Below are 19,939 nucleotides of genomic sequence, written 5' to 3'. Positions count from 1 at the left end.
GGCCGGAGGCCGGGAGGCGGCCGCCGGCCGACGGCCGCCACCCGGGCGCCGGACCCGGGCCCGGCTCCGTTTGCCGTCCGGACGGATGGGGACCCGGCGGGTCATGAATGCCATGAGTGCGACGCCTCGTCGTCGGATGCGGCAGAGCCGGGCCCTGTGGCTGCTGGACCGGCTGGAACGGGAACCGCGGGCCGACCGGCTGATCGGCGTGCTCCGCGAGGGAGTGCGCTCGCTCCCGCTGGGGCGCGGCAGGGACGCGCTGCACGGCAGGTGGCTGGGTCACCCCGTGCATCCGCTGATGGTGCAGGTCCCGATCGGGAGCTGGATGTCCGCGGCGGTGCTGGACCTGCGGCCGGGCCGTTCCCGCGAGGCCGGGCTGCTGGTCGGTCTCGGGCTGGCCGCCGCCGTGCCCGCGGCCCTGGCGGGTGCCGTCGACTGGGCCGAGCTGCACCGTCAGCAGCAACGCGTCGGCCTGGTGCACGCCCTGGCCAACACCGCTGCCGTCGGCATGTACGCGGCCTCGCTCGCCTGCCGTCTCAAGGGACGGGAGGCGGCGGGCCGGACGTTCGGCTTCCTGGGGCTGACGGCGGTGGGACTCGGCGGAGCGCTGGGCGGCCACATGGCCTACCGGCAGGCTTCCGGCGCCAACCACGCCGAAGAGGTGCCGCACGTGATGACGCCGGGCTGGCACCGGGTCGGGGGCGTGGACGAGTTCCCGGCCGGCCGCCCGGTGCGGCGCAGCGTGGACGACGTGCCGGTCCTGGTGGTGCGTGAAATCGGCGGCGCCGTCCACGCGTTGGCCGAGCGGTGCAGCCACCTCGCGGGGCCGCTGTCCGAGGGCACCGTCGCCGACGGATGCGTCCAGTGCCCCTGGCACGGCAGTGTCTTCCGGCTCGCGGACGGCTGGAACGTCCGGGGCCCGGCCACCGCGCCGCAGCCCGCCTTCGACACCCGGATCGTCGACGGCCACGTCGAGATACGCCTGAGGCAGCAGGACCGGGAAGCGGACCGGCAGGCAGTCGGGACGGGTGCGGGCCCGGCCCGCGGGAACACCGGCTGACAGTCGGCCCTGACGACCTGTGACCCGGCCCCGCGGGCCGGAAGTTCGCCGTGGATGCTCTGCACAAGACGGCTTGCGCCTTCGCCCCCGGCGTCGCCGCCGACGCCTTCGCCGCCCCGGAGGGGACCCGGCCGCGCCGTCCGCCCCTTCACCCGTATCACCCGCACGACGGCCTCGGCCGGTGCCGGTGGAGGGGCGGACGGTCACGGGTCAGCGGGTGTCGGTCAGCCCGCCGGTGACGGCGATGACCTCGCCCACGGTGTAGCTGGAGTCCGCGTCGGAGGCCAGGTACACATAGGTCGGTGCGATTTCCTCCGGTTGGGCCACGCGCCCGAGCGGGCCCTCGCTGCCGAGCTGGGCCAGGCCCTCTTGGGGCATGTTCTGGTCGGCGATGTTGAGCACCGTCCAGGTGGGGCCGGGGGCGACCACGTTCGCGCGGATGCCGTCCTTGGCCAGGTGCGGGGCGATCGACTTGGTGAAGTTGACCAGGGCGGCCTTGGCGGCCGCGTAGTCGATCATGGTGTTGCTGCCCTTGAGCGCCTCCTCCGAGGCGGTCGCGATGATCGCGTCGCCCGCCTTCAGATGCGGGCGGGCGGCCTGCACCAGGTGGAAGTAGGCGTACACGTTCACCTGGAAGGACCGGTCCCAGTCCTCGAAGGAGAGCTGCGACAGGTCCGTCTGGCTGTTCAGGTGAGCCGCGTTGTTCACCAGGATGTTCAGACCGCCCAACTCCCGCACGGTCCGCTCCACCGCCTCGCGGCAGAACGACGCCTCGGCCAGATCACCGGGGAGCAGCAGGCACCGCTGCCCCTCCGCCTCCACCGCGCGACGGGTCTCCTCCGCGTCCTCCTGCTCCTCGGGCAGGTACGCGAGGGCCACGTCGGCGCCCTCGCGCGCGTACAGCACCGCCACCGCACGGCCGATGCCCGAGTCCCCGCCGGTGATCAGCGCGATCCTGCCGCGGAGCTTGTCCGCCGCACGGTAGTGCTCCGCCAGGTAGCGCGGCCTCGGCTCCACGTCCTTCTCGTGCCCCGGGTGCTGCTGGCGCTGCTTGGGATAGGGCGGCTTGGGCTCCGCGACCACCTGCGGCTCGCCGCCACGGATGCTGCCGTCGTCCTGCATGGGGGAGAACCTCCTGACGTCTGCGGCGGCGGGGTCCGGTTCCCCCGCCGCCCGCGGTCAGGTGCCCCTGGGAGCGCCGGGGAAACGGAAGGGCGGCGGACCGGTCGGATCGACGCCGCGTCAGACGAAAGCCGCGAGCCGGGACGAGCCGGGCCCGGCGACGCGCAACCGGACGGAACGGAGCGCGCATCCGGACCTGTCGCGGCCGACCGGGCCGACTCCCGCGAAGGGCGGGGCGGCGTACCGCGGCCTCCGGTCATCGGCGGCCGCGGACACGAAGGAACAGGGAGTGCTCAACCTGTCGGGGAGAGCGCGGCCACACCCTTGTCCACCGCGTCACCGGCCTTCCGGGAAGACACAGTCAGCCGGACCGGAGCGTCCGCAGCTCGAGGGTCTGCCAGGACGCGAACACCGCGACCGGGGCGATCTGCAGCCAGGTCCACACGACGCCGGCGGTGGTGAGGTCGAGCCGATCGAAGGCCAGGGCGGCCAGGCTCAGCAGGATCCACGACACGCCACAGCCGATCACGGCGCGTACGGCCCCGGCGGAGATGCGGGCGAGTCGTGCCACGACCGCGATGCCCGCGCCCAGCGCCAGCATCACCGCGCCGACCGCCGCCACGAGCGCCGTACTCGGGCCCAGGAGCCGGCCGAGCGGACCGGCCGCCGCCAGGTAGCAGACGCCGACGACGGCCATGCCGGCCGCGTCCAGGGCGAGTGCCCGGCGCAGTCCGTCTTCGGCGCCGCGCCGGCCGGCGGGGTGGCCGTCGGAGGGAAAGCGGACGGAGGCAGGAGGACGGGACACGTCGACCCCCCGTCAGCTCGCCGAGGCCGCGCCGGTGGTGGCCGGCGGGATGTTGTGGTTGAGACGGAAGAGGTTCTGCGGATCGTGGACGGTCTTCAGCCGCGTCAGTCGCTCCAGGTCGGCCGGTGCGTACGCGGCGCGGACCCGGTCCTCGCCCGCGTTCGCGCCGAAGCCGAGGAAGGTGAGGCGGGCGCCGGACGAGACCGGTGCGAGTGCCTCGAAGATCTTCTCGTACAGCGGACGGGTGTCCTCGGCGGTGATCCCGAACAGCAGGGTGACGACGGACAGCAGGTACGGGGCGTCCCGGTGCGCCACCGAGTTCGGGTGCTCGGACGGCTCGGCTGCGGCGCCGCCGAGGTGCCGCAGCTCCACCACGCACGGCACCGGCGCTCGCGGGCCCGCGTGCTCCAGCAGCGTCCGCAGCACGTCGTCGTCCACCTCGCGCAGCAGGGCGGTCTCCCGTTGGAACGGGACCGGGACCGGCGGCTCGTCGTGGATGGAGGCGCTCTCCGCGTACGGCATGTCCCGCAGTGCCTCCACAAGGACCGGCCCGGCCTCCCGCAGCGGCGCCACCAGCCGCTCGCCCTCCTCCGCGCTGCCCGTGTAGGCGATCCGCACGTGGTAGACGTGCCGGCCCCGCATCGGTTCGGGCACCTCCGGGTCGTCCGGCACGGGGATCAGGGCGACCGAGGAGTTCATCTGCCGGGGCATGTCCTCGGCCCACCGCACGTAGGCGTTCAGAACGCCGGGCGCGGCCCGGGCGTCGTAGAAGAAACCGCCGCCGTACACCCGGGACACCGGGACCAGGTCCATTTCCAGCCGGGTCACGATGCCGAAGTTGTCGCGGCCGCCCACCACCGCCCAGTACAGGTCCGGTTCGCCGTCCGCGGTGACCCGGCGCAGTTCCCCGTCCGCGGTGACCAGTTCCAGGCCGCGCACCCGGTCCGAGGCGTAGCCGTACGTGCGCACCAGCAGGCCCACACCACCGCCCAGGACGTAGGAGACGACGCCGACGTGCGGTGCGGAACCGTTCAGCGGCGCCAGCCCGTGCGGTGCCGTGGCGGGGATCACCTGCTCGAAGCGGACACCCGCCCCGACGCTCACCGTGCGCCGGTCCGGATCCACCTCGACACCAGTCATGCGGCCCGTGGTGACGAGCACCCCGCCCCGCGCGGCGGCGGCGTGACCGTGCCCGGTGCACTGCACGGCGACGGCCAGCCCGCGCTCCGCGGCGAAGCGGACCGCCTCCTGTACGTCCTCGGCCCGCGCGGCTCCGACGATCACCTCGGGCTCGTGCCGGACGGCGAGGTTCGCCCCGGTGCGTTCCTCGTCGTACCCCTCGTCCTCCGGCAGCAGGACGGGTCCCTCCACCCGGGAGGCGAGCGTCTGGATGTCGGTGTGCTTCACGAGTTCTTCCCTTCGGTTCCGTTGGTGTGCGCCATCGTGAGGCCGAAACCTGACAGCCGCCGACAGGTATGGGAAAGACTCGAGGGGTGAAGTTCGACCGGCTCCTCTCGATCCTCCTGCTGCTCCAGCAGCGGGAGCGCGTCCCCGCGACCGAACTGGCCCGGCGCCTGGAGGTCTCGGTGCGCACGGTCTACCGGGACGTCGAGGCCCTGTCGGCGGCCGGGATCCCCGTCTACGCCGAGCGCGGGCGGTACGGCGGCGTCCGGCTGCTGCCCGGGTTCCGTACGGACATGACGGGCCTGACCCGGGACGAGGCGCGGGCCCTGTTCGTCCTCGTGAGGCAGAGCGCGCACTCCGCGCTGGGGCTGGACCGGGCGCTGGGATCGGCGCTGCGCAAGATGATGGCCGCCCTGCCCGCGCCGCACCGATCGGCCGCCGAGCTGACGAGCAGGCGACTGCTGATCGACCCCGACGGCTGGCTCGGCGAGCAGTGCGACCGGACCGGGCTGGACGCACTGCACGACGCCGTCCTCACCGACCGCCGGCTGCGGATCGCCTACCGGCACAGCGGCCGCGCCACGGTCGACGTCCACTCCGTCGATCCGTACGGCCTCGTCTCCAAGGCCGGCACGTGGTACCTCGTCGCCGACCGGGCGGGGCGCCCCCGGCTCTTCCGTGCCGACCGGCTCAGCGGCGTCGCCGTCACCACGGAGCCGGTGCGCCGCCGTGACGGTGCGGAACTCGTCGAGGTCTGGGAGGAACTGCGCCGGGAGGTCGAGTACCGCGGGGGAGGGGTCGTCGTCCGGGCCCGGGTACGCCGGCCTCGCCTGGACATGCTCCGCCGGATCACCCGCCCGCACTTCCTCAGGACGACCGGGGAGGGCCCGCTGGACGCGGAGGAACCGATGCCCGGTGAGAAGCCGGTGGCGGGCGAGGACCCGCCGACCGGTGGGGAGCCGGCGGCCCGGGGCGGGCCGGCGGGAGAACCGGTACGCACGGTGAACGGAGGGAACGGGAAAGGCAATGACGGCCGCGACGGCCGCGACGGCAAGGCGGCCGATGACACATGGCTGACGGTCGAGCTGGAGTACCCGGTGCCGGCCGCGGCCTGCCAACTGCTGCAGTTCGGCACGGACGTCGAGGTGCTCGGACCGCCCGAGGCCGTCCGGGAGATCTCCCGTGCCGCCGCCGCTCTCGCCGCGCTCTACTCCCGCACCGGCTGAAGACTCCCCGCCGGCGCGTCGACGTGCTCCCGCAGACCCGTCCGCGAGGCGACGCCGAGCTTGCCGTACACCCAGGGGAGATGGTTCTCGACGGTACGGACCGAAAGCGTGAGACGCCGTGCGAGGTCGGCGTTCGTCATTCCCGACACGGCCAGGGCCGCGACCTCGTGTTCCCGCGGAGTCGGCCGCGCACGGCCCGCAACCGTCACGCACGCCGCCGGGAAGACCGCCCACCGCGCCGCCGGGCGAGTCCCCGGCGACGGCCCCCGGCGGCTTCTGACCGGGCGTCGCGACACCTCCGGGTTTCCACCGGGGCGCCGGTACGACACGTCCGGCGCGGCACGTCCGGTGCGCTCCCGGCCGGCGCGGAGCGAAGCCGCCGGGCGGGCCGGGGCCTCCGCGGACCCGGGGCCGGCCCGCGCGGTGGGCGGTGTCGCCCGCTTCGCCGGGGCACCGGGGCACCGGGGCGGCGGGGCCGACATGCGCCGCCCCCTCCCCCGTGGACACGATGTATCTGTCGGCCGGCCCGGTACGACGGGTCCCACCGGAGAGTCCCCCGGGACAGCGAGGAGACCGCCATGGCGAGCATCAGCCCGATCGACCTGCAGAAGGCGCTCAAGGGCGCCGAGTATCCTGCCGGCCGCGACGACCTGGTCGCGCCGGCCAAGGACAACGGTGCGGACGACACCCTCGTCGAGAAGCTCGCCGACGCTACCGCGGACGAGTTCGACGGCCCGAACGACGTCCAGAAGGCCGTGTTCGGGAACGCATGACCCGGACGGCTCCCGAGAGCGCCGGTGGCGAGCTACTCGCCCTCCAGGAGGAGGACATGGGGACCGGCGGGCCGGCGCAGTCAGGCAGGGAAGCCGTCCGCGTCCCCGAAGGGATCGACGGCTCTCCGGTCGTGGGCGCAGACCCGGGACAGCCGGATGGAGCGGACGATCACGCGGGCCTCCTCCGCGGCCTCGCGGACGCGGCCGGTGCCGCAGCCCGGCGGAGAACCGGCTCAGGACCGAGTCGACCGATGCCGTCCCCGACGACCAGGACGCCGCCGAGAGCCTCCCCTGGGCACGGGCGGGGCGGGCGAACGGTGCGGAAGCGTCCCAGGGGAGGCAGGAGCGGGCCCCGGCGATTCCGAGGAGAAGCTAGTCGCACCGCGCACGGTGAGACGCGCGTGCCAGGCTCGCCGCGTGTCTCCCACCGTGCTTCGGGCACCCGGTCCGACAACGGGGACAAAGAAGGAGGAAACGTGCAGCTGTCATTCCTGCAACCGCTCTTCGACCGCCCGGGCCCGTGGGCCACCGTGTACTTCGACCCCGCCCGGAACGACGAGTCGGGTGCCAAGCGGCGTGAGCTGTCCGTACGCGAAGCGTGCCGGACACTCGAGGAGGAGGGCGCCGACGCGGCGACCACGGAAGCGGTGCGTGACGCCCTCATGCGGATCGGACCCGCGGAGGACCCGGCGGGCCGAGTGGTCTTCGCGGCCGAGGGCGAGGTGGTGCTCAGCCACCGGCTCTCCCGCCCGCCGCGGCGGCAGATCGCCTGCTGGGCCCCGCTGCCCCGCCTGACGCCGCTGCTGGAACTGGCGGGCCAGGACCCGGTCTGCCTCGTGGCGTACATCGACCGGACGGGTGCCGACTTCGAGCTGCGCGGGGCGGCCGGCCCGCAGTCCGCGGGGCAGGTCGAAGGGGAGCGGCACCCCGTGCACCGCACGGCTTCGTCCGACTGGTCCGAGCGGCATTTCCAGCTCAAGGTCGAGAACACCTGGGAGCACAACGCCGGTGAGATCGCCCAAGCGCTGAGCGCGGCCTATGAGGAATCCGGTGCCGACCTGGTCGTCCTGGTCGGGGATCCCCGCGAGCGGCCGGCCGTGCACGAAAAGCTCCCCGAGGAGATCCGCCGGGTCACGACGGAGACCGAGCACGGCGGTCGCGCCGCGGGGTCCTCCTCCCCCGCGCTGGAGGAGGCCGTCGAGCAGGCCCGGCAGCGGTACACGCGTCACCGTGTCGAGGAGGCGCTCGACCGTTTCCGCGCCGGCCGCGTGGGCACCGACCGGCCCACGGAGGCGGTGGAGGGCGTCCCGGCGTTGGTGGAGGCGGCCCGGGAACACCGCATCGACACGCTGCTCGTCCGGCCCGACGGACCGGAGCTGGGCCGTGAGACGTGGGTGGGTGTCCGGCCCGACCGGATCGCGGTGCGTCGGACCGACGCCCGGACACTCGGGGAGAGCGATCCGGTGGCGGTACGCGCGGACGACGCGTTGCTGCGCGCAGCCGCCGTCACCGCCGCCGACGTACTGGCCGTCCCTCCTGCGGACGAGGACGGCGCGGATGCCACGGACATCCCGACAGGCGGTCTGGGCGCCCTTCTGCGCTGGACGTACGAGACGACTCCGGCGTAAAGCGGCACAGCGAGGAAGTGAGGTGTGGGGACATGACGGAGCGAGGCAGCAATCCGGTCAGTCCGCGTACGGACGACGAGATGAAGCACGAGTTGGAAGGACACCTGCGTTCCGGTCGGCCGACCCATGTGGAGGAGGCGAGCGACCCGGAGCCGCCGGCGGACGATGACATCCGGGTGGACCCGGGCGGACCGGTACCCCCGCCCGGCGAGGAACGCGACCGGGCGCGCGCCGAGGCGGAGGCGCACTCCCTGCGCCTCGACCTGGCACGTCACCTGGAACGCACGGCCTTCCCCGCCGACCGGCGAACGGTGCTGGACGTCCTGGAGGCGCACCACGCACCGGACCCGGTGGTGGAGGCTGCGCGAGGCCTCCCGGAGGACGGCACGTACGCCAACGTGACCGAGATCGTCGAGGCACTCGGCCACCGGCCGACACGGTGACGACGAGGAGTGGAGAGGAAGACGGGGGCGTTCAGCGGGCGCCGTGCCCCGGGTGAGCAGCCCGGCGGGCTGCGGCGCGGCCCGGGCACCACCGGTTCCGGCCCGCCCGCGGCCCGGGTGGGATGTCCGCCCCGGCTGCGAACACAGGCAGGTGAACACCCTGTGAGCACGCGGTTTCCATGCTCATGGCACATGACCGACCGGACGGCTCCCGTGCGGCCCGGGAACGCGCGGGGGAGCTGAGATGCCGAGACCGTGGTACGGCCCGGCCGTCGCGGTGCTGGCGGTACTCGTCACCGTGAGTGCGTGCGGTACGCCGTCCGAGCGGCGCGACCGCGTCACCGAGGACGTCACGAGCTTCGAGCGGGCGCTGGACGCCGGGCAGCGTGCGCGTCTGTGCGCCGCCCTCGCCCCTTCCACCAGGGAGGAACTGGAGCAGGCGGCGAAGAGCCGGTGCGAGCAGGCGATCGGCGAGCAGGACCTCCCGCGGGCCGGCGCCGTGCGGAGCGTGGACGTGTACGGCGACCAGGCCCGCGTGGTGCTGGAGCACGACACCGTCTTCATGGCGCGGTTTCCCGACGGCTGGAAGGTGACCGCCGCCGGATGCCGACCACGTCCCCAGCAGCCCTACCAGTGCGAGATCGAAGGCGGGTGACAAGGCCATGAGGACTTTGTTCACGGCGATCCTTCTGCTGATCACCGCCGGCTTGGCGTACTTCGCGGCGTTGGGGCTGATGCACCGATGAGGGCCGCCCCGGAGCCCCGCGGGGGCACCGCTCCGGCCCGGCACCGTGTCCGACGGTTCCTGCGCCACAACAGCCTGGGCCTGTTCTTCATGACGACGTTCCTGCTCGCCCTGTCCGGACAGGCGGTGGCGGGGCACGCGGAGTTCAACAACCAGCTCGTCGCCGACGGCATGGCGCCCATCGGCTTCGGCGCCTACCTGACCACATCGGACTTCGGCGTCGACGTCACGGAGAACTGGCAGTCGGAGTACCTGCAGTTCTTCCTCTACATCTTCGCCACCGTCTACCTGCTGCAACGCGGCTCACCGGAGTCCAAAGGACTCGGCAGGGCCGGCACCGAGTCGGACGAGGACCAGATGGTCGGCGAACACGCCGCCGACGACTCCCCGCGCTGGGCCGCGGCCAGGGATTGGCGCACAGCGGTCTACTCCCGCTCGCTCGGCCTGGTCATGGGGACCATCTTCCTGCTGTCCTGGCTGGCCCAGTCCGTCACGGGCGTGGCCGCCTACGACGAACAGCAACTGCGCCAACTCCAGGCGCCCGTCTCCTGGGCCGAGTACCTCTTCTCCGCGGACTTCTGGAGGCGCACCCTGCAGAACTGGCAGTCCGAGCTGCTGGCCGTCGCCTCCATGGCCGTTCTGGCCATCTACCTGAGGCAACGAGGATCGCCGGAGTCCAAGCCCGTCGGGGCCTCCCACTCCGCCACCGGCGTCGAGGGCTGAAGCAGCGGGGGCGAAGCGGGAAGACCGAGCGGCCCGGGGAAGTCCCCGGGACGCTCGGCAACCGATGCGCGGCGTCCATGCCCCTTGCGGGCCGCGTCCAGCACCGTCTCCTCGGCGCCGACGCACTCGGCCCCGCCGGTCATGACGTCCCGTGCCCTGGTAACGGAGTGGCGTCCCCCTCTCCGCTCGTTCTGAGGAAACGGGCGGCAGCGACCGGCGCGGGGCGCCGGGAATCCTTTCCGGTCGGCTGGGCTTGGCGATGCGCACGCGGGTTACTCGGCCGGCATGACCGACACACGGCCTCTTGCCCTGATCACCGGTGCTTCCGGCGGCATCGGACATGAGCTGGCCCGGCAGTTCGCGGAGCACGGCTACGACCTCGTGGTGAACGCCGAGGACGAACGGCTGGAGTCCGCCGCGCGCAGCCTGCGGGAGACGGGTGCGCAGGTGCGTCCCGTGCGTGCCGATCTCCGGACCCGTGAGGGTGTGGAACGGCTGCTCGCCGCGGTCGACGGGCTGACGGTCGACGTCGCCGCCCTCAACGCGGGAGTCGGCGGGGGCGGTGCCTTCGTGGACACCGATCCCGCCGACGATCAGGCTGTCATCGATCTGAACATCACCGCGACCGTCCGGCTGGCCAAGCCGCTGCTGCGGGCCATGGTGGCGCGCGGTGCGGGCAGGATCGCCTTCACCTCGTCCGTCGCCTCGATGATGCCCGGCCCCTTCCAGCCCGTCTACAACGCCTCGAAGTCGTTCGTGCAGTCCTTCGCCGAGGCGCTGCGCGAGGAGGTCCGGGACACCGGAGTGACGATCACCTCGTTCATGCCGGGCGCGACGGAGACGGACTTCTTCCGAAGGGCGGGAATGGCGGACGACACCCGGATGGGCACTTCGAAGAAGGACGACCCCGCGCAGGTCGCCGAGCAGGCGTTCAAGGCGATCGTGGAGGGTGAGACGAAGGCCGTCACCGGTTCGCTGAAGGCCAAGGCGCTGGGTGTGGCGGGGAAGGTGCTGCCCGACGGGATCAAGGCGGCGGCCCACCGGCGTATGGCGGAACCGGGTACCGGCAAGGAAACCGGACCCCAGGAGTGAGACGCGGCGGGGACGGCGTGTCAAAGGCGTGGGCCCACCCCACGCTCGGCGGCACGCCTCACGGCCCCGTCACGCCGACGGGTCGTGGCCCCGGTCCATGAGCGAACGCCTCCCTCGGGTGTCCCGTACGTCGCCCGAGGGCCGCAGGGCGAGATGCCGCCGGAGGGGGTCGACGGCCTTCGCACGCGCCGGTGGCCGTCGCCCGAGAGGTCGCCCTTCTTCGCGCGCAGAATGGCCACGACCCGGCGGCCGGAGGCGTGCCCCGTGGACTCGCCGCCGTCCTCGTGCCGCCCGGCGCTGCGTGACCGCCGCGGATGAGCAGCGGTGCCTGGCCCCGGAACACGCGGCTGACCAGTGGTCACTCGTCAGCCGCCGCTTCGGTCAGGAGCGGACGACGTTCTGCGCCTGGGGCGCCTTCCGCCCTCGTCCGGTGCCGAAGGTGACGTGTTCGCCTTCCGTGAGCTCGTGGAACCCGTCGCCCTGGGTTTCCGGGTAGTGCGCGAAGACGTCGGGGCCTCCGTCGTCCTGTGAGATGAAGCCGTATCGCTTCTCGGAGTTGAACCACTCCACGGTGCCGTCGGCCATACCGGTCGATCCGTCGTTCATGCCCGGGAGCAGCCCTGCTCGGGGCGTGCTCCAGCTCCTGTGACGGCAGGGGCCGCACACCGTTGTCCCCCTCGACACCGCGGTTACCCGACCGGCGACACGTCTCCGGCCCCACGGCCGGTCGCGGAACGGGCTGGGCGGGTCGGGGCCCCGGGCGTGCCGGAGCCCCGTAGGGGTCAGCCGGTGGGGAAGTGGTCGGCGGTGCTGATCCGGCTCTTGATCAGCGCCCCGGACTCGGTCAGCACACCGCTGCTGCTGTAATCGCTGCCGTTGCAGGTCCCGGGCCTGAACGCCGCGCTGCCCTCGTCGGCGTCGGAATAGGTCCAGTTGGCATAGCTGATCTTCAGCCGGTCGAGCAGGTCCAGCCAGGCGATGCTGCTCGCCCGGTCCACCGCTCCACCACCGGTGGCGCTCACCGTACCGAATTCGGATACGAAAAGCGGCAGTTGTGAGGCCGCCCGACTCACCGTGGTGCGGTAGTTGTCCTTGTGGCTCGCGGCGTAGAAGTGGAACGCGTACATGATGTTGGTGGCGTTCACGGGATTGGCGAGGATCTCGCTTTCGTTGGAGCCGTCCGAAACGCCGAGCGAGGACCAGCCGCGGGTGCCGACGATGACGACTGCGTCCGGGTCGGCAGCCCGGATCACCGGGATGACCTGCTCGGCGTAGTTCTTGATGGCCGACCAACTCACGCCGTTGGGCTCGTTGGCGATCTCATAGATGACGTTTTTCTTGTCCGCGTTGCGGGCGGCGACGGACGCGAAGAACGTCTTGGCGCGGTCGAGGTTGTAGTTCGGGTCGCCCGGCGTCAACGTGTGGAAGTCGATCACCGCGTACATGCCGCGTGCCTCGGCCATGTCGACCAGGCTGTTCACCCGACTGGTGAAGCCGGCCGGGTCGGTCTCGTAGCCCTGCTCCTGTACGTACATGGCGACCCGGAACAGGTCCGACTTCCAGTCCTTGGCCAGCGCGTCCAGGGATGCGTTGTTGTAGCACTTGCTGAACCACTGGATGCCGTGCGTGCTCATGCCCCGCAGCTGGATGGGGCGGTTGTACTGGTTGCACAGGTTCACGCCGCAGACGTGCAGTTGCCCGTTCACGCTCACGGGGGTGCCGGTGCCCGGGACGGGCGGGGGCTCCTCCCCACCGCCGTCGACGGAGCCCGTGCAGACGACGTCATTGAGCGTGAAGGCCGTGGGCTTCGGGTTGGAGCCCGTGAAGGAGCCCACGAATCCCACGTCGGTGGATGCGCCGGTGGCCAACGTGCGGTTCCAGTCGACGCCGACGGCGGTGACCATGGGACCGGAGGACTGCGACCAGGTGGCGTTCCAGCCCTGGACGACCTTCTGGCCCGCGTCCGGCATGGCGAACTTGAGCGTCCATCCGGTGACGGGGTCACCCAGATTGGTGATTTTCACTCCGGCCTGGAAGCCGCCCTGCCACTGGCTGGTGACCGTGTAGTCGACCCTGCAGCCGGTGGCGGCCGCCGCCTGGGGGCTGAACAGTGCCGTGAGGCCCAGAACCATGGCGCAAGTCGCCAGTAAGGCTGAAAAGCGTTTCAAAGCGTTCCTCCTCGTGTGAAGCGGGAACAGCATGATGGGAGCGCTCCCAAGGCCCATCGGCCCGAGACCGTACACCGGGGTGCCGATGCGCGTACAGGCATGCGACGGTCGGACGATGCGGCGGTACGGCTGACCGTCGCTCAGGCGGACGCCGCCGGGCCCGTCGGAAGGGGACCGAGCCGCGGACCGGGCCGACCGCCTCGAGCGCCGTTGCGGTACGAGGACCGGGGTGAAGCCCCGCGGTGCCGGGGTGCGTCGGACGATTTCCAGGTCGATGTCGAGGGAGGCCCCGTGCTCGGCGACGTGCGTACCTGACGTGTCGCCAGGTACATCAGTATCCGGTCGGCACGCGTCCTCGCGCATCCCGGGACGGGTGTTCGAGCAGGTGCTTGGTCGGCGGTGGCGCAGCGGCCCGGTTCGCGCGCGAGGTCGGGGAGGCCGCCGGGATCCGTTTGCTGGAGCCGCCGATCCCGCAGCTCCAGCCCATCACCGAGACCATGGCGTGGACCACGCGGACCGACCGCGATCCCGGACACCGCTGGTTCCGTCGATCCAGCCGTCCGATGCCCCCACACCCCCGGGCGTCGTCCCCGGCCGGGTGCCCGGCGGACGGGAACAGGAGGCCCGTACCCTCCTGTCACGGGGCGGAGCCGTCGTCCTCACCGGCCACGAGAACACCGCCGACGCCCTCGTGGTCGCCGCGGCCCGCACCCTTTCAACGAGGGCGAGGGCTTCACGCCCGCCGTGCTGCAACACCTGGGCATCGACTCGTACCTGCTCGGCGAGTCGTGCCGCAACGGACGGGGCAAGGCCCGCGGCGTGATGCCACCGCTCGACGCGTTGTACACGGACCTGCGGAACCTGAGGAAGGTGTTCGACGCCGAGGACAGGGCCGAAGCCCTCATCAGTTCGTTCCAGGAGCGGGTGGCCGAAGCACAGGCGAAGGCTCCGAAGGGCGCCGGCCGGCCGCGGGTGTTCCTCTACGACAGCGGGGAGGACAAGCCGTTCACGTCCGGCGCCTTCGCGGGGCCCCACGACATCATCACCAAGGCCGGCGGCGACCACAACATGCCCGGCGGGCGGAGCGACTGGGCGCGCCGGGCGGGCGCGGGGGCGGGTCCCGGCCGGGCTGGGTCCCGCGGGCCGCGGGCCGGGTCGCCGCCGCGGCCGTCGTGGTCGGTCTCCTCGCCGTGGTGGCGTCCGGCCACGACGGCGGTCGCGACCGCCCCGCCGAGCCGCCCGCGAGCAGCCCGCACGCTCCCGAGTCGGGGTGAACCGTCCCAGCCGGGCCGGACGGTGTGCCGGGATGGGATGATGACCGGCGACAAGGCGACGGCGGAACGAGGAAGCCGGTGTGAATCCGGCGCGGTCCCGCCACTGTGATCGGCGAGCGACTCCCGACAGGCCACTGCCCGGCAACGGGTGGGAAGGCCGGGACGAGCATCGACCCGAGAGCCAGGAGACTCACGCGGTCGCCTCCTCGACGGACCACCGGGGCGGATCTCCCCGGAGAGAGGGACGGCACCGCATGCCCGCAACGCCGACCGGACGCACCGCTGACGACGCGAGGACCGAAGCGGCGAACGGCCCCGTGCCGTGCCGCGTCGTCGTGTGCCGCGACTGCTGCTGCGGCAGCCCCAAAGTGACCGGCGTCGACCACGCGGCCCAGACGGCACGTCTGCGTGCTCAGGTGCCGGTGCGGGTGTCCGCCTGCCTGGACGTCTGCGACCAGGCCAACGTCATCGTCGTCCAGCCCTCCGCGGAGGGCCGGGCCGCCGGTGCCCGGCCCGTCTGGCTGGGGCTGGTCAACGACCCGGACGCGACCGGGGACATCGCCGCCTGGGCACGCGCCGGCGGACCGGGCGTCGTACCCCGGCCGGACATTCTCGACCTGTACGCCATCACGCCGCCGCGGCGGCGTACGGCCTCCTGACCGTGCGGACGGAGCCGGAAGGAGGACAGAACCGATGGACGACGCCCGTGCCTCAGCCGCGTCCGTCACCGCCGCCCTGCGAGACGTGGCGGGCCTCGGCGGCTTCTTCACCCTGCAGGTCGGCGGACGGGACGACGGCTGGCATCCGGTCGTCCGCTCCTACGCGGCGGGTTTCACCGACCTCGCCGAAGCCGTCGCACGCCGCCACCGCACCCAGGAGCCGCGCGTCGACGTCTCCATCGCCCAGCTCGGTCACGCCGCCCGCCTCTGGTCACCGGCCCTGGCCTGCGTCGTCCTGCACGGGATCGTCCCCGACCTCGAGGGACTGCAGCGGGCCGACGACGGACCGGCCCTCCGGCTGCCCCGGCCGGCCGGCTGGCACGTCGACCGGCTCGACGACGGCCCCGCCCACGCCCTGTACCAGCAGGTGACACGTCACCTGTCGGCACTGGCCGACGGCTTGCGCGTCAAGGTCGCCCCGCGTCTGCTGCACGGCAACTCGGCGTCGGCACTCGCCGGGGCGGCCCACGCCCTGCTCGCGCTCCGTCCCGCCGTGCGCGGACCGCTCACCGACCTCACGACCGCGCTGCTGAACACCGGACACCTGGCGGGCACCGGAGTGCTCACCGGCCCCGACCTCGCGTTCCGCCGACTGAGCTGCTGCCTCTACTACCGCGCGCCGAACGGCTCGAAGTGCGGTGACTGCGGGCTCGTCGGCCGCGTGCCCCGACGAGCCCCGCGATGAGGTACTTCCGTGTACTGAGGGACACGGCGGACATCGGCGTACCGCTGCCGCCGGCCGGTGGGTCGGGACGGACGGTGCCGGCACTCCGTTCCCCTCCGGGCTGTGCCGCTCACCGGGCCGGGCGGCGGGCAGTCGGCCGTGTACGGCGATGGCGAGGGCCCGGGCATCGCCGTCCGTAGTGGCGGTGACCACCGGGGTGCCCTCGACGCCGGTGGCGTCGGCCGCGAGGTCGCTCGCCCGGGCCCGGTCGGCCTGTTCACGGAGTCGCTGATTCTCCCGGTCGGCGGACTTCAATGGCCCAGCAACCCGGCGATGCGGTCGGGGAGTTCGGCGTGCGGTGCCCGGAGCTGCTCGGCGATCGGCCTCCGGGAGGCTCACCTTGTCCCGCTCGGTGCGGGGAGGGTGCCGCCCGCGGCCGGGATCCCGTCCATGTACGACCACCGGGGCGACGCGGGTCGGAGTTCCGGCCCCGGTCCTGGTCTTCGACGTCTGGGAACACGCCTTCCCCCTGCAGTGCAGGAACCAGGAGGTCGACTCCATCAACGCCAGGTGGGCCGTCGCCGACCAGCGGGACGCGGTGACGCGCTACGACGCCGCCGAGTCCCGTACCGACGTGCTGCTGCCGGCCCCCGACCGCAGCGGTCGTACGACGCGCTGCTCGTGATCGTCTGCTCGGCCTCGACCGGCGGGCGGCACGCGGAAGGACCTCGCCCCGGACAACGCTCGAACCACCCGAGGGCTCGGACGGCCGGGGCGTGCCTCGTCGACGGGCCGGCCCGGGGTGCCTCGACGGCGGTTCGCCGGCCGGGCGCCGCGACCGGTCCGCGACACCGGCATGCCCTGACGTGGCAGCCGCATCATGCCCCGGGGGCGAAGCCCGACCGGGAACGTCCGGTCGGCGCACGGCACGTGCCGATGTGCCGACAGGTGCGTCGGTAACATCCGATAAGATGCCGACGCTTGCGTCGTCAAGTTCGAGTAAAGGGCCGACGTGTCCAGTCGTCGCGCCCCCGACACCCTCATCGCTCGGAGAGCCTGTGTTCCTTGCCCTGCGCGATCTGCGCTTCGCCCGCGGTCGCTTCGCCCTGATGGGTGCGGTGGTCGCCCTCATCGCCGTCCTCGGCGTCCTCCTCTCCGGACTCGCTTCAGGCCTGGCGGACGCCGGTGTATCCGGTCTGCGCGCGCTGCCCGTGACCCACATGGCCTTCGACGAGAAGGCGACCAGCGAGCAGTTCTCCCGTTCGACCGTGGAGCAGGAGGACTGGCAGGAGTGGTCCGGGGCCCCGGGTGTGGAGCGGGCGGAGCCGTTCGGGAACACGCTGGCCGACGCCCAGGTGACCCAGGGCGCCGAGAAGGGCGAGCAGGTCAACCTCGCCGTCTTCGGCATGGCGCCGGATTCCCCTCTGGCCCCCAGTCCCACCAGGGGCAGGGGCCTGGAGGACGGCGGCGGGGGGATCGTCATCACCCGGGAGATCGCCGACCTGGGGGTGGAGGTCGGGGATGTCCTGACCGCGGACAAGAGCGAGGTGCGGCTGAAGGTCGTCGGCCTGGTCGACGAGACCGTCTCCTACGGCCACATCGGCGTCGCCTACGCCGACCTCGACACGTGGCGGCATCTGCACTACGGCCTGCCGGGTGACCTGCCCGAGGCCGCGCGCCGACAGGCCACGGCCGTCGCCCTGACCCTGGAGGACGGTGCCGACGTCGTCGCCGTGGAGAAGGCGACCGCCACCCGCGCCGACACCAAGGAGGCCACCTTCGGCGCGTCCCCGGGTTACACGGCCGAGTCGAGCACCATGGCCCTGATCAAGGGCTTCCTGTACGCCATCTCCGCCCTTGTCGTGGGCGCGTTCTTCACCGTCTGGACCGTGCAGCGCAAGGCCGAGATCGCCCTGCTGAAGGCGCTCGGCGCCCCCACTGGATACATCCTGCGCGACGCGCTCGCCCAGGTCGTCGCCGTGCTCGTCGGCGCGACGGCCCTCGGCACCGCCATCGGCCTGGCCCTGGGGAGCACGATGATCGGCAAGGCCCCGTTCTCCCTGTCCGCCCCGGCCGTCGCCACCTCCTCCGGCCTCCTCATCGGGCTCGGAACCGTGGGCGCCGTCGTCGCCGTCCGCCGCATCACCGCCGTCGACCCCCTGACCGCTCTGGGAGCCACCCGATGACCACCTCCGCCACCGACCACCGGGCCGCCTCGGACGCCGCAGGCTCCGGCGGGCTGCGCCTGCTCGACGTCACCCTCACCCTGGGAGACGGCGACACCGCCGTGACCGCTCTCGACCACGTCGGCCTGAACGTCGCTCCCGGGGAGTTCGTCGCGGTCGTCGGCCCCTCGGGCTCCGGCAAGTCCAGCCTCCTCGCCGTCGCCGGCGGCCTCCAGCGGCCCACCTCGGGCACGGTCCACATCGCCGGCACCGAGCTGACCGCCCTGTCGGACAAGGAACGCACCGCGGCCCGCCGACGTCACATCGGCTTCGTCTTCCAGCAGTCGAACCTGCTGCCCTCCCTGACCGTCAGGGAGCAGCTCCTGCTGCCCCTGCACATCGACGGACGCCTCGACGCCGCAGCCCGGGCCAGGGCCGACGAGCTCATCGAGGCGGTCGGGCTCTCGCACCGCGCCGGTTCCCGGCCGCACCAGCTCTCCGGTGGTGAACGCCAGCGCACGGGCCTGGCCCGCGCCCTGATGACCTCCCCCGCCGTCCTGCTGGTGGACGAACCCACCTCCGCGCTGGACCGCTTCCGCTCGACCGAGGCGGTACGGCTGATCGCCGAGCAGACCCATGAGCGCGGCACCGCCACGGTCATGGTCACCCACGACACGGCGATAATGAACACTGCCGACCGGGTGTACGAGATGGTCGACGGCCGCCTGTCCTGACCGGGGCCGTGGGCCGACGCCTCGCTCCCGGCCCCGTTCGCCAGCCAGGAGCCTGTCCCGCATGCCGAAGATCAACGCCTCCACCGTCGCCGAACACCGCGCCCAGCAGCGCGAGGCGCTGATCGGGGCGGCGATCGACATCCTGGTGAACGAGGGCGCCGCCGCCGTCACACCCGCGGCGGTCGGCGCCCGCGCGGGCCTGGCCCGCTCCAGCGTGTACCAGTACTTCGACTCCTCGGCGGCCCTGCTGGCGACCATCACGGAGGAGGCCTTCCGGCGCTCCGACGAGGCACTCGCCGACGCCATGGCCGCCGCGGACGGCCCGGTGGAACGCGTCGAGGCGTTCTTCAGGGAGAGCCTCCGCCTCGGCGCCGAAGGCGCACACCGACCTGCCGCCGCCCTCATGGGGGCCGGTCTCCCTCCCGCCTGCCAGGAACGGCTGAGGGAACTCCATCTGGAACAGGTCGAACCGTTCCGCGCGGCCGTCCGGCAGCTCGGTGTCCCCGAGCCCGCGCTCACGGCGGATTTGATCGCCGGGATGCTGCACACGGCCCTTGCCGCCGTCGATGGCGGTGCTCCGCTCGATACGGTCACGGAGCGCACGCTCGCCCTGGTGCGCCGCTGCCTCACTCCGAGCGGCGGCACGGTCCACGCGCCGGAGGACGTTCACTGAACGTCCTTCACCGCACGGGCGGGTGAGGTGACCCGGGCTGATCCGGCCGTGGTGAATTCCGACGGCACGAGCTGTGGGGCGATCCGGGTTCACGGTGCGGGCCGTGAGCCCGGTGGGGATCGCGTCGGGCGGGACGCGCGGCCAAGGCCGTGCCCGCGTCCGTCGTGCTGATGGACGAGGCGGAGCGGGGTGCCCGCCGCCGGAACGCGGTGGGCACCTCTGCGGCGACGCGTCCATTCCCCCAGCCGGGTGGATGGGGCGGCTCCGCCCGGTGAACCGTCGGAGGGGACGGGACGCCCTCTACTTCAGGTAGGGGCCGTCCTTGCCGATCTTCCCGGGGCCGTTCCGGACGGTCTTGCCGCTGGGCGGGCAGGGGACGCAGTCCCAGTGGTCGCAGAGGGCGGCGACGAGGGTCAGGCCGTGTCCGCCGGTGCGGGAGCGCGCCGGGTGCGGTGTCCACGGGGAGGGGGCGGAGGTCTCCGCGGGCGTCGCTGACCTCGACGCGGAGACCTCCGCCCCCT

The 19,939-nt window shown here is 72.8% G+C and carries 21 protein-coding genes, 3 pseudogenes and 1 riboswitch; of the genes and pseudogenes, 16 read left to right on the top strand and 8 right to left on the bottom strand.

Annotation, left to right across the window (positions count from 1 at the left end; all coding sequences use genetic code 11):
• Window positions 1-136 precede the first annotated feature (136 nt).
• Entirely contained in the window at window positions 137-1,060 is a 924-nt protein-coding gene (locus B7L92_RS11190; protein ID WP_081237278.1) for a Rieske (2Fe-2S) protein, read from the top strand.
• Window positions 1,061-1,270: 210 nt separating this feature from the next.
• Here B7L92_RS11190 and B7L92_RS11185 read toward each other — a convergent pair whose 3' ends face one another.
• The 3 genes from B7L92_RS11185 to B7L92_RS11175 form a co-directional block, all read right to left on the bottom strand.
• On the bottom strand, window positions 1,271-2,182 hold the full coding sequence (locus B7L92_RS11185) for an SDR family oxidoreductase (protein WP_081237277.1): 912 nt from the start codon (window positions 2,180-2,182) through the stop codon (window positions 1,271-1,273).
• A 361-nt stretch (window positions 2,183-2,543) separates the two neighbouring features.
• A complete protein-coding gene (locus tag B7L92_RS11180) occupies window positions 2,544-2,987 on the bottom strand; it encodes a hypothetical protein (protein ID WP_081237276.1) in 444 nt (147 codons plus the stop codon).
• A gap of 12 nt (window positions 2,988-2,999) precedes the next feature.
• Complete coding sequence (locus B7L92_RS11175) at window positions 3,000-4,394, bottom strand: FAD-binding oxidoreductase (protein WP_255310878.1); 1,395 nt, start codon at window positions 4,392-4,394, stop codon at window positions 3,000-3,002.
• A gap of 86 nt (window positions 4,395-4,480) precedes the next feature.
• Here B7L92_RS11175 and B7L92_RS11170 point away from each other — a divergent pair, with 86 nt between their 5' ends.
• Window positions 4,481-5,617, top strand: a complete 1,137-nt coding sequence (locus B7L92_RS11170; protein ID WP_081237275.1) for a helix-turn-helix transcriptional regulator — start codon at window positions 4,481-4,483, stop codon at window positions 5,615-5,617.
• On the opposite strand, the gene B7L92_RS43515 is transcribed toward B7L92_RS11170, so the two are convergent.
• Entirely contained in the window at window positions 5,599-6,099 is a 501-nt protein-coding gene (locus B7L92_RS43515; RefSeq protein WP_107501447.1) for a helix-turn-helix domain-containing protein, read from the bottom strand. The genes B7L92_RS11170 and B7L92_RS43515 overlap by 19 nt on opposite strands.
• 96 nt (window positions 6,100-6,195) lie before the next feature.
• Between B7L92_RS43515 and B7L92_RS11160 the strand changes: the two genes are divergently transcribed.
• From B7L92_RS11160 to B7L92_RS11135, 6 genes are all read left to right on the top strand, one after another.
• Window positions 6,196-6,390, top strand: a complete 195-nt coding sequence (locus B7L92_RS11160; RefSeq protein ID WP_081237273.1) for a DUF2795 domain-containing protein — start codon at window positions 6,196-6,198, stop codon at window positions 6,388-6,390.
• 476 nt (window positions 6,391-6,866) lie between these two features.
• The gene (locus B7L92_RS11155; protein ID WP_081237272.1) at window positions 6,867-8,018 is read left to right on the top strand and encodes a baeRF2 domain-containing protein; all 1,152 of its coding nucleotides are present in this window, start codon (window positions 6,867-6,869) and stop codon (window positions 8,016-8,018) included.
• 32 nt (window positions 8,019-8,050) lie between these two features.
• Window positions 8,051-8,461: a DUF2795 domain-containing protein gene (locus B7L92_RS11150; protein WP_081237271.1), complete on the top strand. Its 411-nt coding sequence runs from the start codon at window positions 8,051-8,053 to the stop codon at window positions 8,459-8,461.
• Window positions 8,462-8,705: 244 nt separating this feature from the next.
• Window positions 8,706-9,116: a hypothetical protein gene (locus B7L92_RS11145; protein ID WP_081237270.1), complete on the top strand. Its 411-nt coding sequence runs from the start codon at window positions 8,706-8,708 to the stop codon at window positions 9,114-9,116.
• An 87-nt stretch (window positions 9,117-9,203) separates the two neighbouring features.
• The gene (locus B7L92_RS11140; protein WP_081237269.1) at window positions 9,204-9,929 is read left to right on the top strand and encodes a DUF6766 family protein; all 726 of its coding nucleotides are present in this window, start codon (window positions 9,204-9,206) and stop codon (window positions 9,927-9,929) included.
• A gap of 285 nt (window positions 9,930-10,214) precedes the next feature.
• The gene (locus tag B7L92_RS11135; RefSeq protein WP_081237268.1) at window positions 10,215-11,021 is read left to right on the top strand and encodes an SDR family NAD(P)-dependent oxidoreductase; all 807 of its coding nucleotides are present in this window, start codon (window positions 10,215-10,217) and stop codon (window positions 11,019-11,021) included.
• A gap of 69 nt (window positions 11,022-11,090) precedes the next feature.
• Here the strand turns inward: B7L92_RS11135 and B7L92_RS11130 are convergent.
• The 3 genes and pseudogenes from B7L92_RS11130 to B7L92_RS11120 form a co-directional block, all read right to left on the bottom strand.
• A pseudogene (locus B7L92_RS11130) lies at window positions 11,091-11,326 on the bottom strand (DUF3140 domain-containing protein); the annotation flags it as partial.
• Window positions 11,327-11,402: 76 nt separating this feature from the next.
• The gene (locus B7L92_RS11125; RefSeq protein WP_081237297.1) at window positions 11,403-11,606 is read right to left on the bottom strand and encodes a cold-shock protein; all 204 of its coding nucleotides are present in this window, start codon (window positions 11,604-11,606) and stop codon (window positions 11,403-11,405) included.
• A gap of 197 nt (window positions 11,607-11,803) precedes the next feature.
• Entirely contained in the window at window positions 11,804-13,153 is a 1,350-nt protein-coding gene (locus tag B7L92_RS11120) for a cellulase family glycosylhydrolase (RefSeq protein WP_255310877.1), read from the bottom strand.
• A 750-nt stretch (window positions 13,154-13,903) separates the two neighbouring features.
• Here B7L92_RS11120 and B7L92_RS11110 point away from each other — a divergent pair.
• The 8 genes and pseudogenes from B7L92_RS11110 to B7L92_RS11075 form a co-directional block, all read left to right on the top strand.
• A pseudogene (locus tag B7L92_RS11110) lies at window positions 13,904-14,281 on the top strand (ABC transporter substrate-binding protein); the annotation flags it as partial.
• Window positions 14,260-14,463, top strand: a pseudogene (locus B7L92_RS43650) (ferric reductase-like transmembrane domain-containing protein); the annotation flags it as partial. The pseudogenes B7L92_RS11110 and B7L92_RS43650, both read left to right, overlap by 22 nt.
• A 23-nt stretch (window positions 14,464-14,486) precedes the next feature.
• Window positions 14,487-14,675: riboswitch (cobalamin riboswitch) on the top strand.
• Between the two features lie 42 nt (window positions 14,676-14,717).
• Window positions 14,718-15,122 carry a hypothetical protein gene (locus tag B7L92_RS11100; protein ID WP_107501444.1) on the top strand — a complete coding sequence of 135 codons (405 nt, stop codon included), beginning with the start codon at window positions 14,718-14,720 and terminating at the stop codon, window positions 15,120-15,122.
• 34 nt (window positions 15,123-15,156) lie between these two features.
• Window positions 15,157-15,867, top strand: coding sequence for a (2Fe-2S)-binding protein (locus B7L92_RS11095; RefSeq protein WP_081237266.1), 711 nt, complete (start codon window positions 15,157-15,159; stop codon window positions 15,865-15,867).
• 379 nt (window positions 15,868-16,246) lie between these two features.
• Window positions 16,247-16,531: a Fe-Mn family superoxide dismutase gene (locus B7L92_RS11090; RefSeq protein WP_159461022.1), complete on the top strand. Its 285-nt coding sequence runs from the start codon at window positions 16,247-16,249 to the stop codon at window positions 16,529-16,531.
• A gap of 373 nt (window positions 16,532-16,904) precedes the next feature.
• Window positions 16,905-18,032, top strand: coding sequence for an ABC transporter permease (locus B7L92_RS11085; protein ID WP_081237264.1), 1,128 nt, complete (start codon window positions 16,905-16,907; stop codon window positions 18,030-18,032).
• Window positions 18,029-18,745, top strand: coding sequence for an ABC transporter ATP-binding protein (locus tag B7L92_RS11080; RefSeq protein ID WP_081237263.1), 717 nt, complete (start codon window positions 18,029-18,031; stop codon window positions 18,743-18,745). The genes B7L92_RS11085 and B7L92_RS11080 overlap by 4 nt, the downstream gene beginning before the upstream one ends.
• A gap of 61 nt (window positions 18,746-18,806) precedes the next feature.
• Window positions 18,807-19,418, top strand: coding sequence for a TetR/AcrR family transcriptional regulator (locus B7L92_RS11075; RefSeq protein WP_081237262.1), 612 nt, complete (start codon window positions 18,807-18,809; stop codon window positions 19,416-19,418).
• Window positions 19,419-19,718: 300 nt separating this feature from the next.
• On the opposite strand, the gene B7L92_RS11070 is transcribed toward B7L92_RS11075, so the two are convergent.
• Window positions 19,719-19,939: ATP-binding protein (locus tag B7L92_RS11070; RefSeq protein WP_497590779.1), on the bottom strand; the 221-nt coding region annotated here is incomplete at its 5' end.

Source organism: Streptomyces viridosporus (genome assembly GCF_002078235.1).
GTDB lineage: Bacteria > Actinomycetota > Actinomycetes > Streptomycetales > Streptomycetaceae > Streptomyces > Streptomyces viridosporus.
Note: the sequence above shows the minus strand (reverse complement) of the source record. Positions and strands in the feature narration are given on the sequence as shown.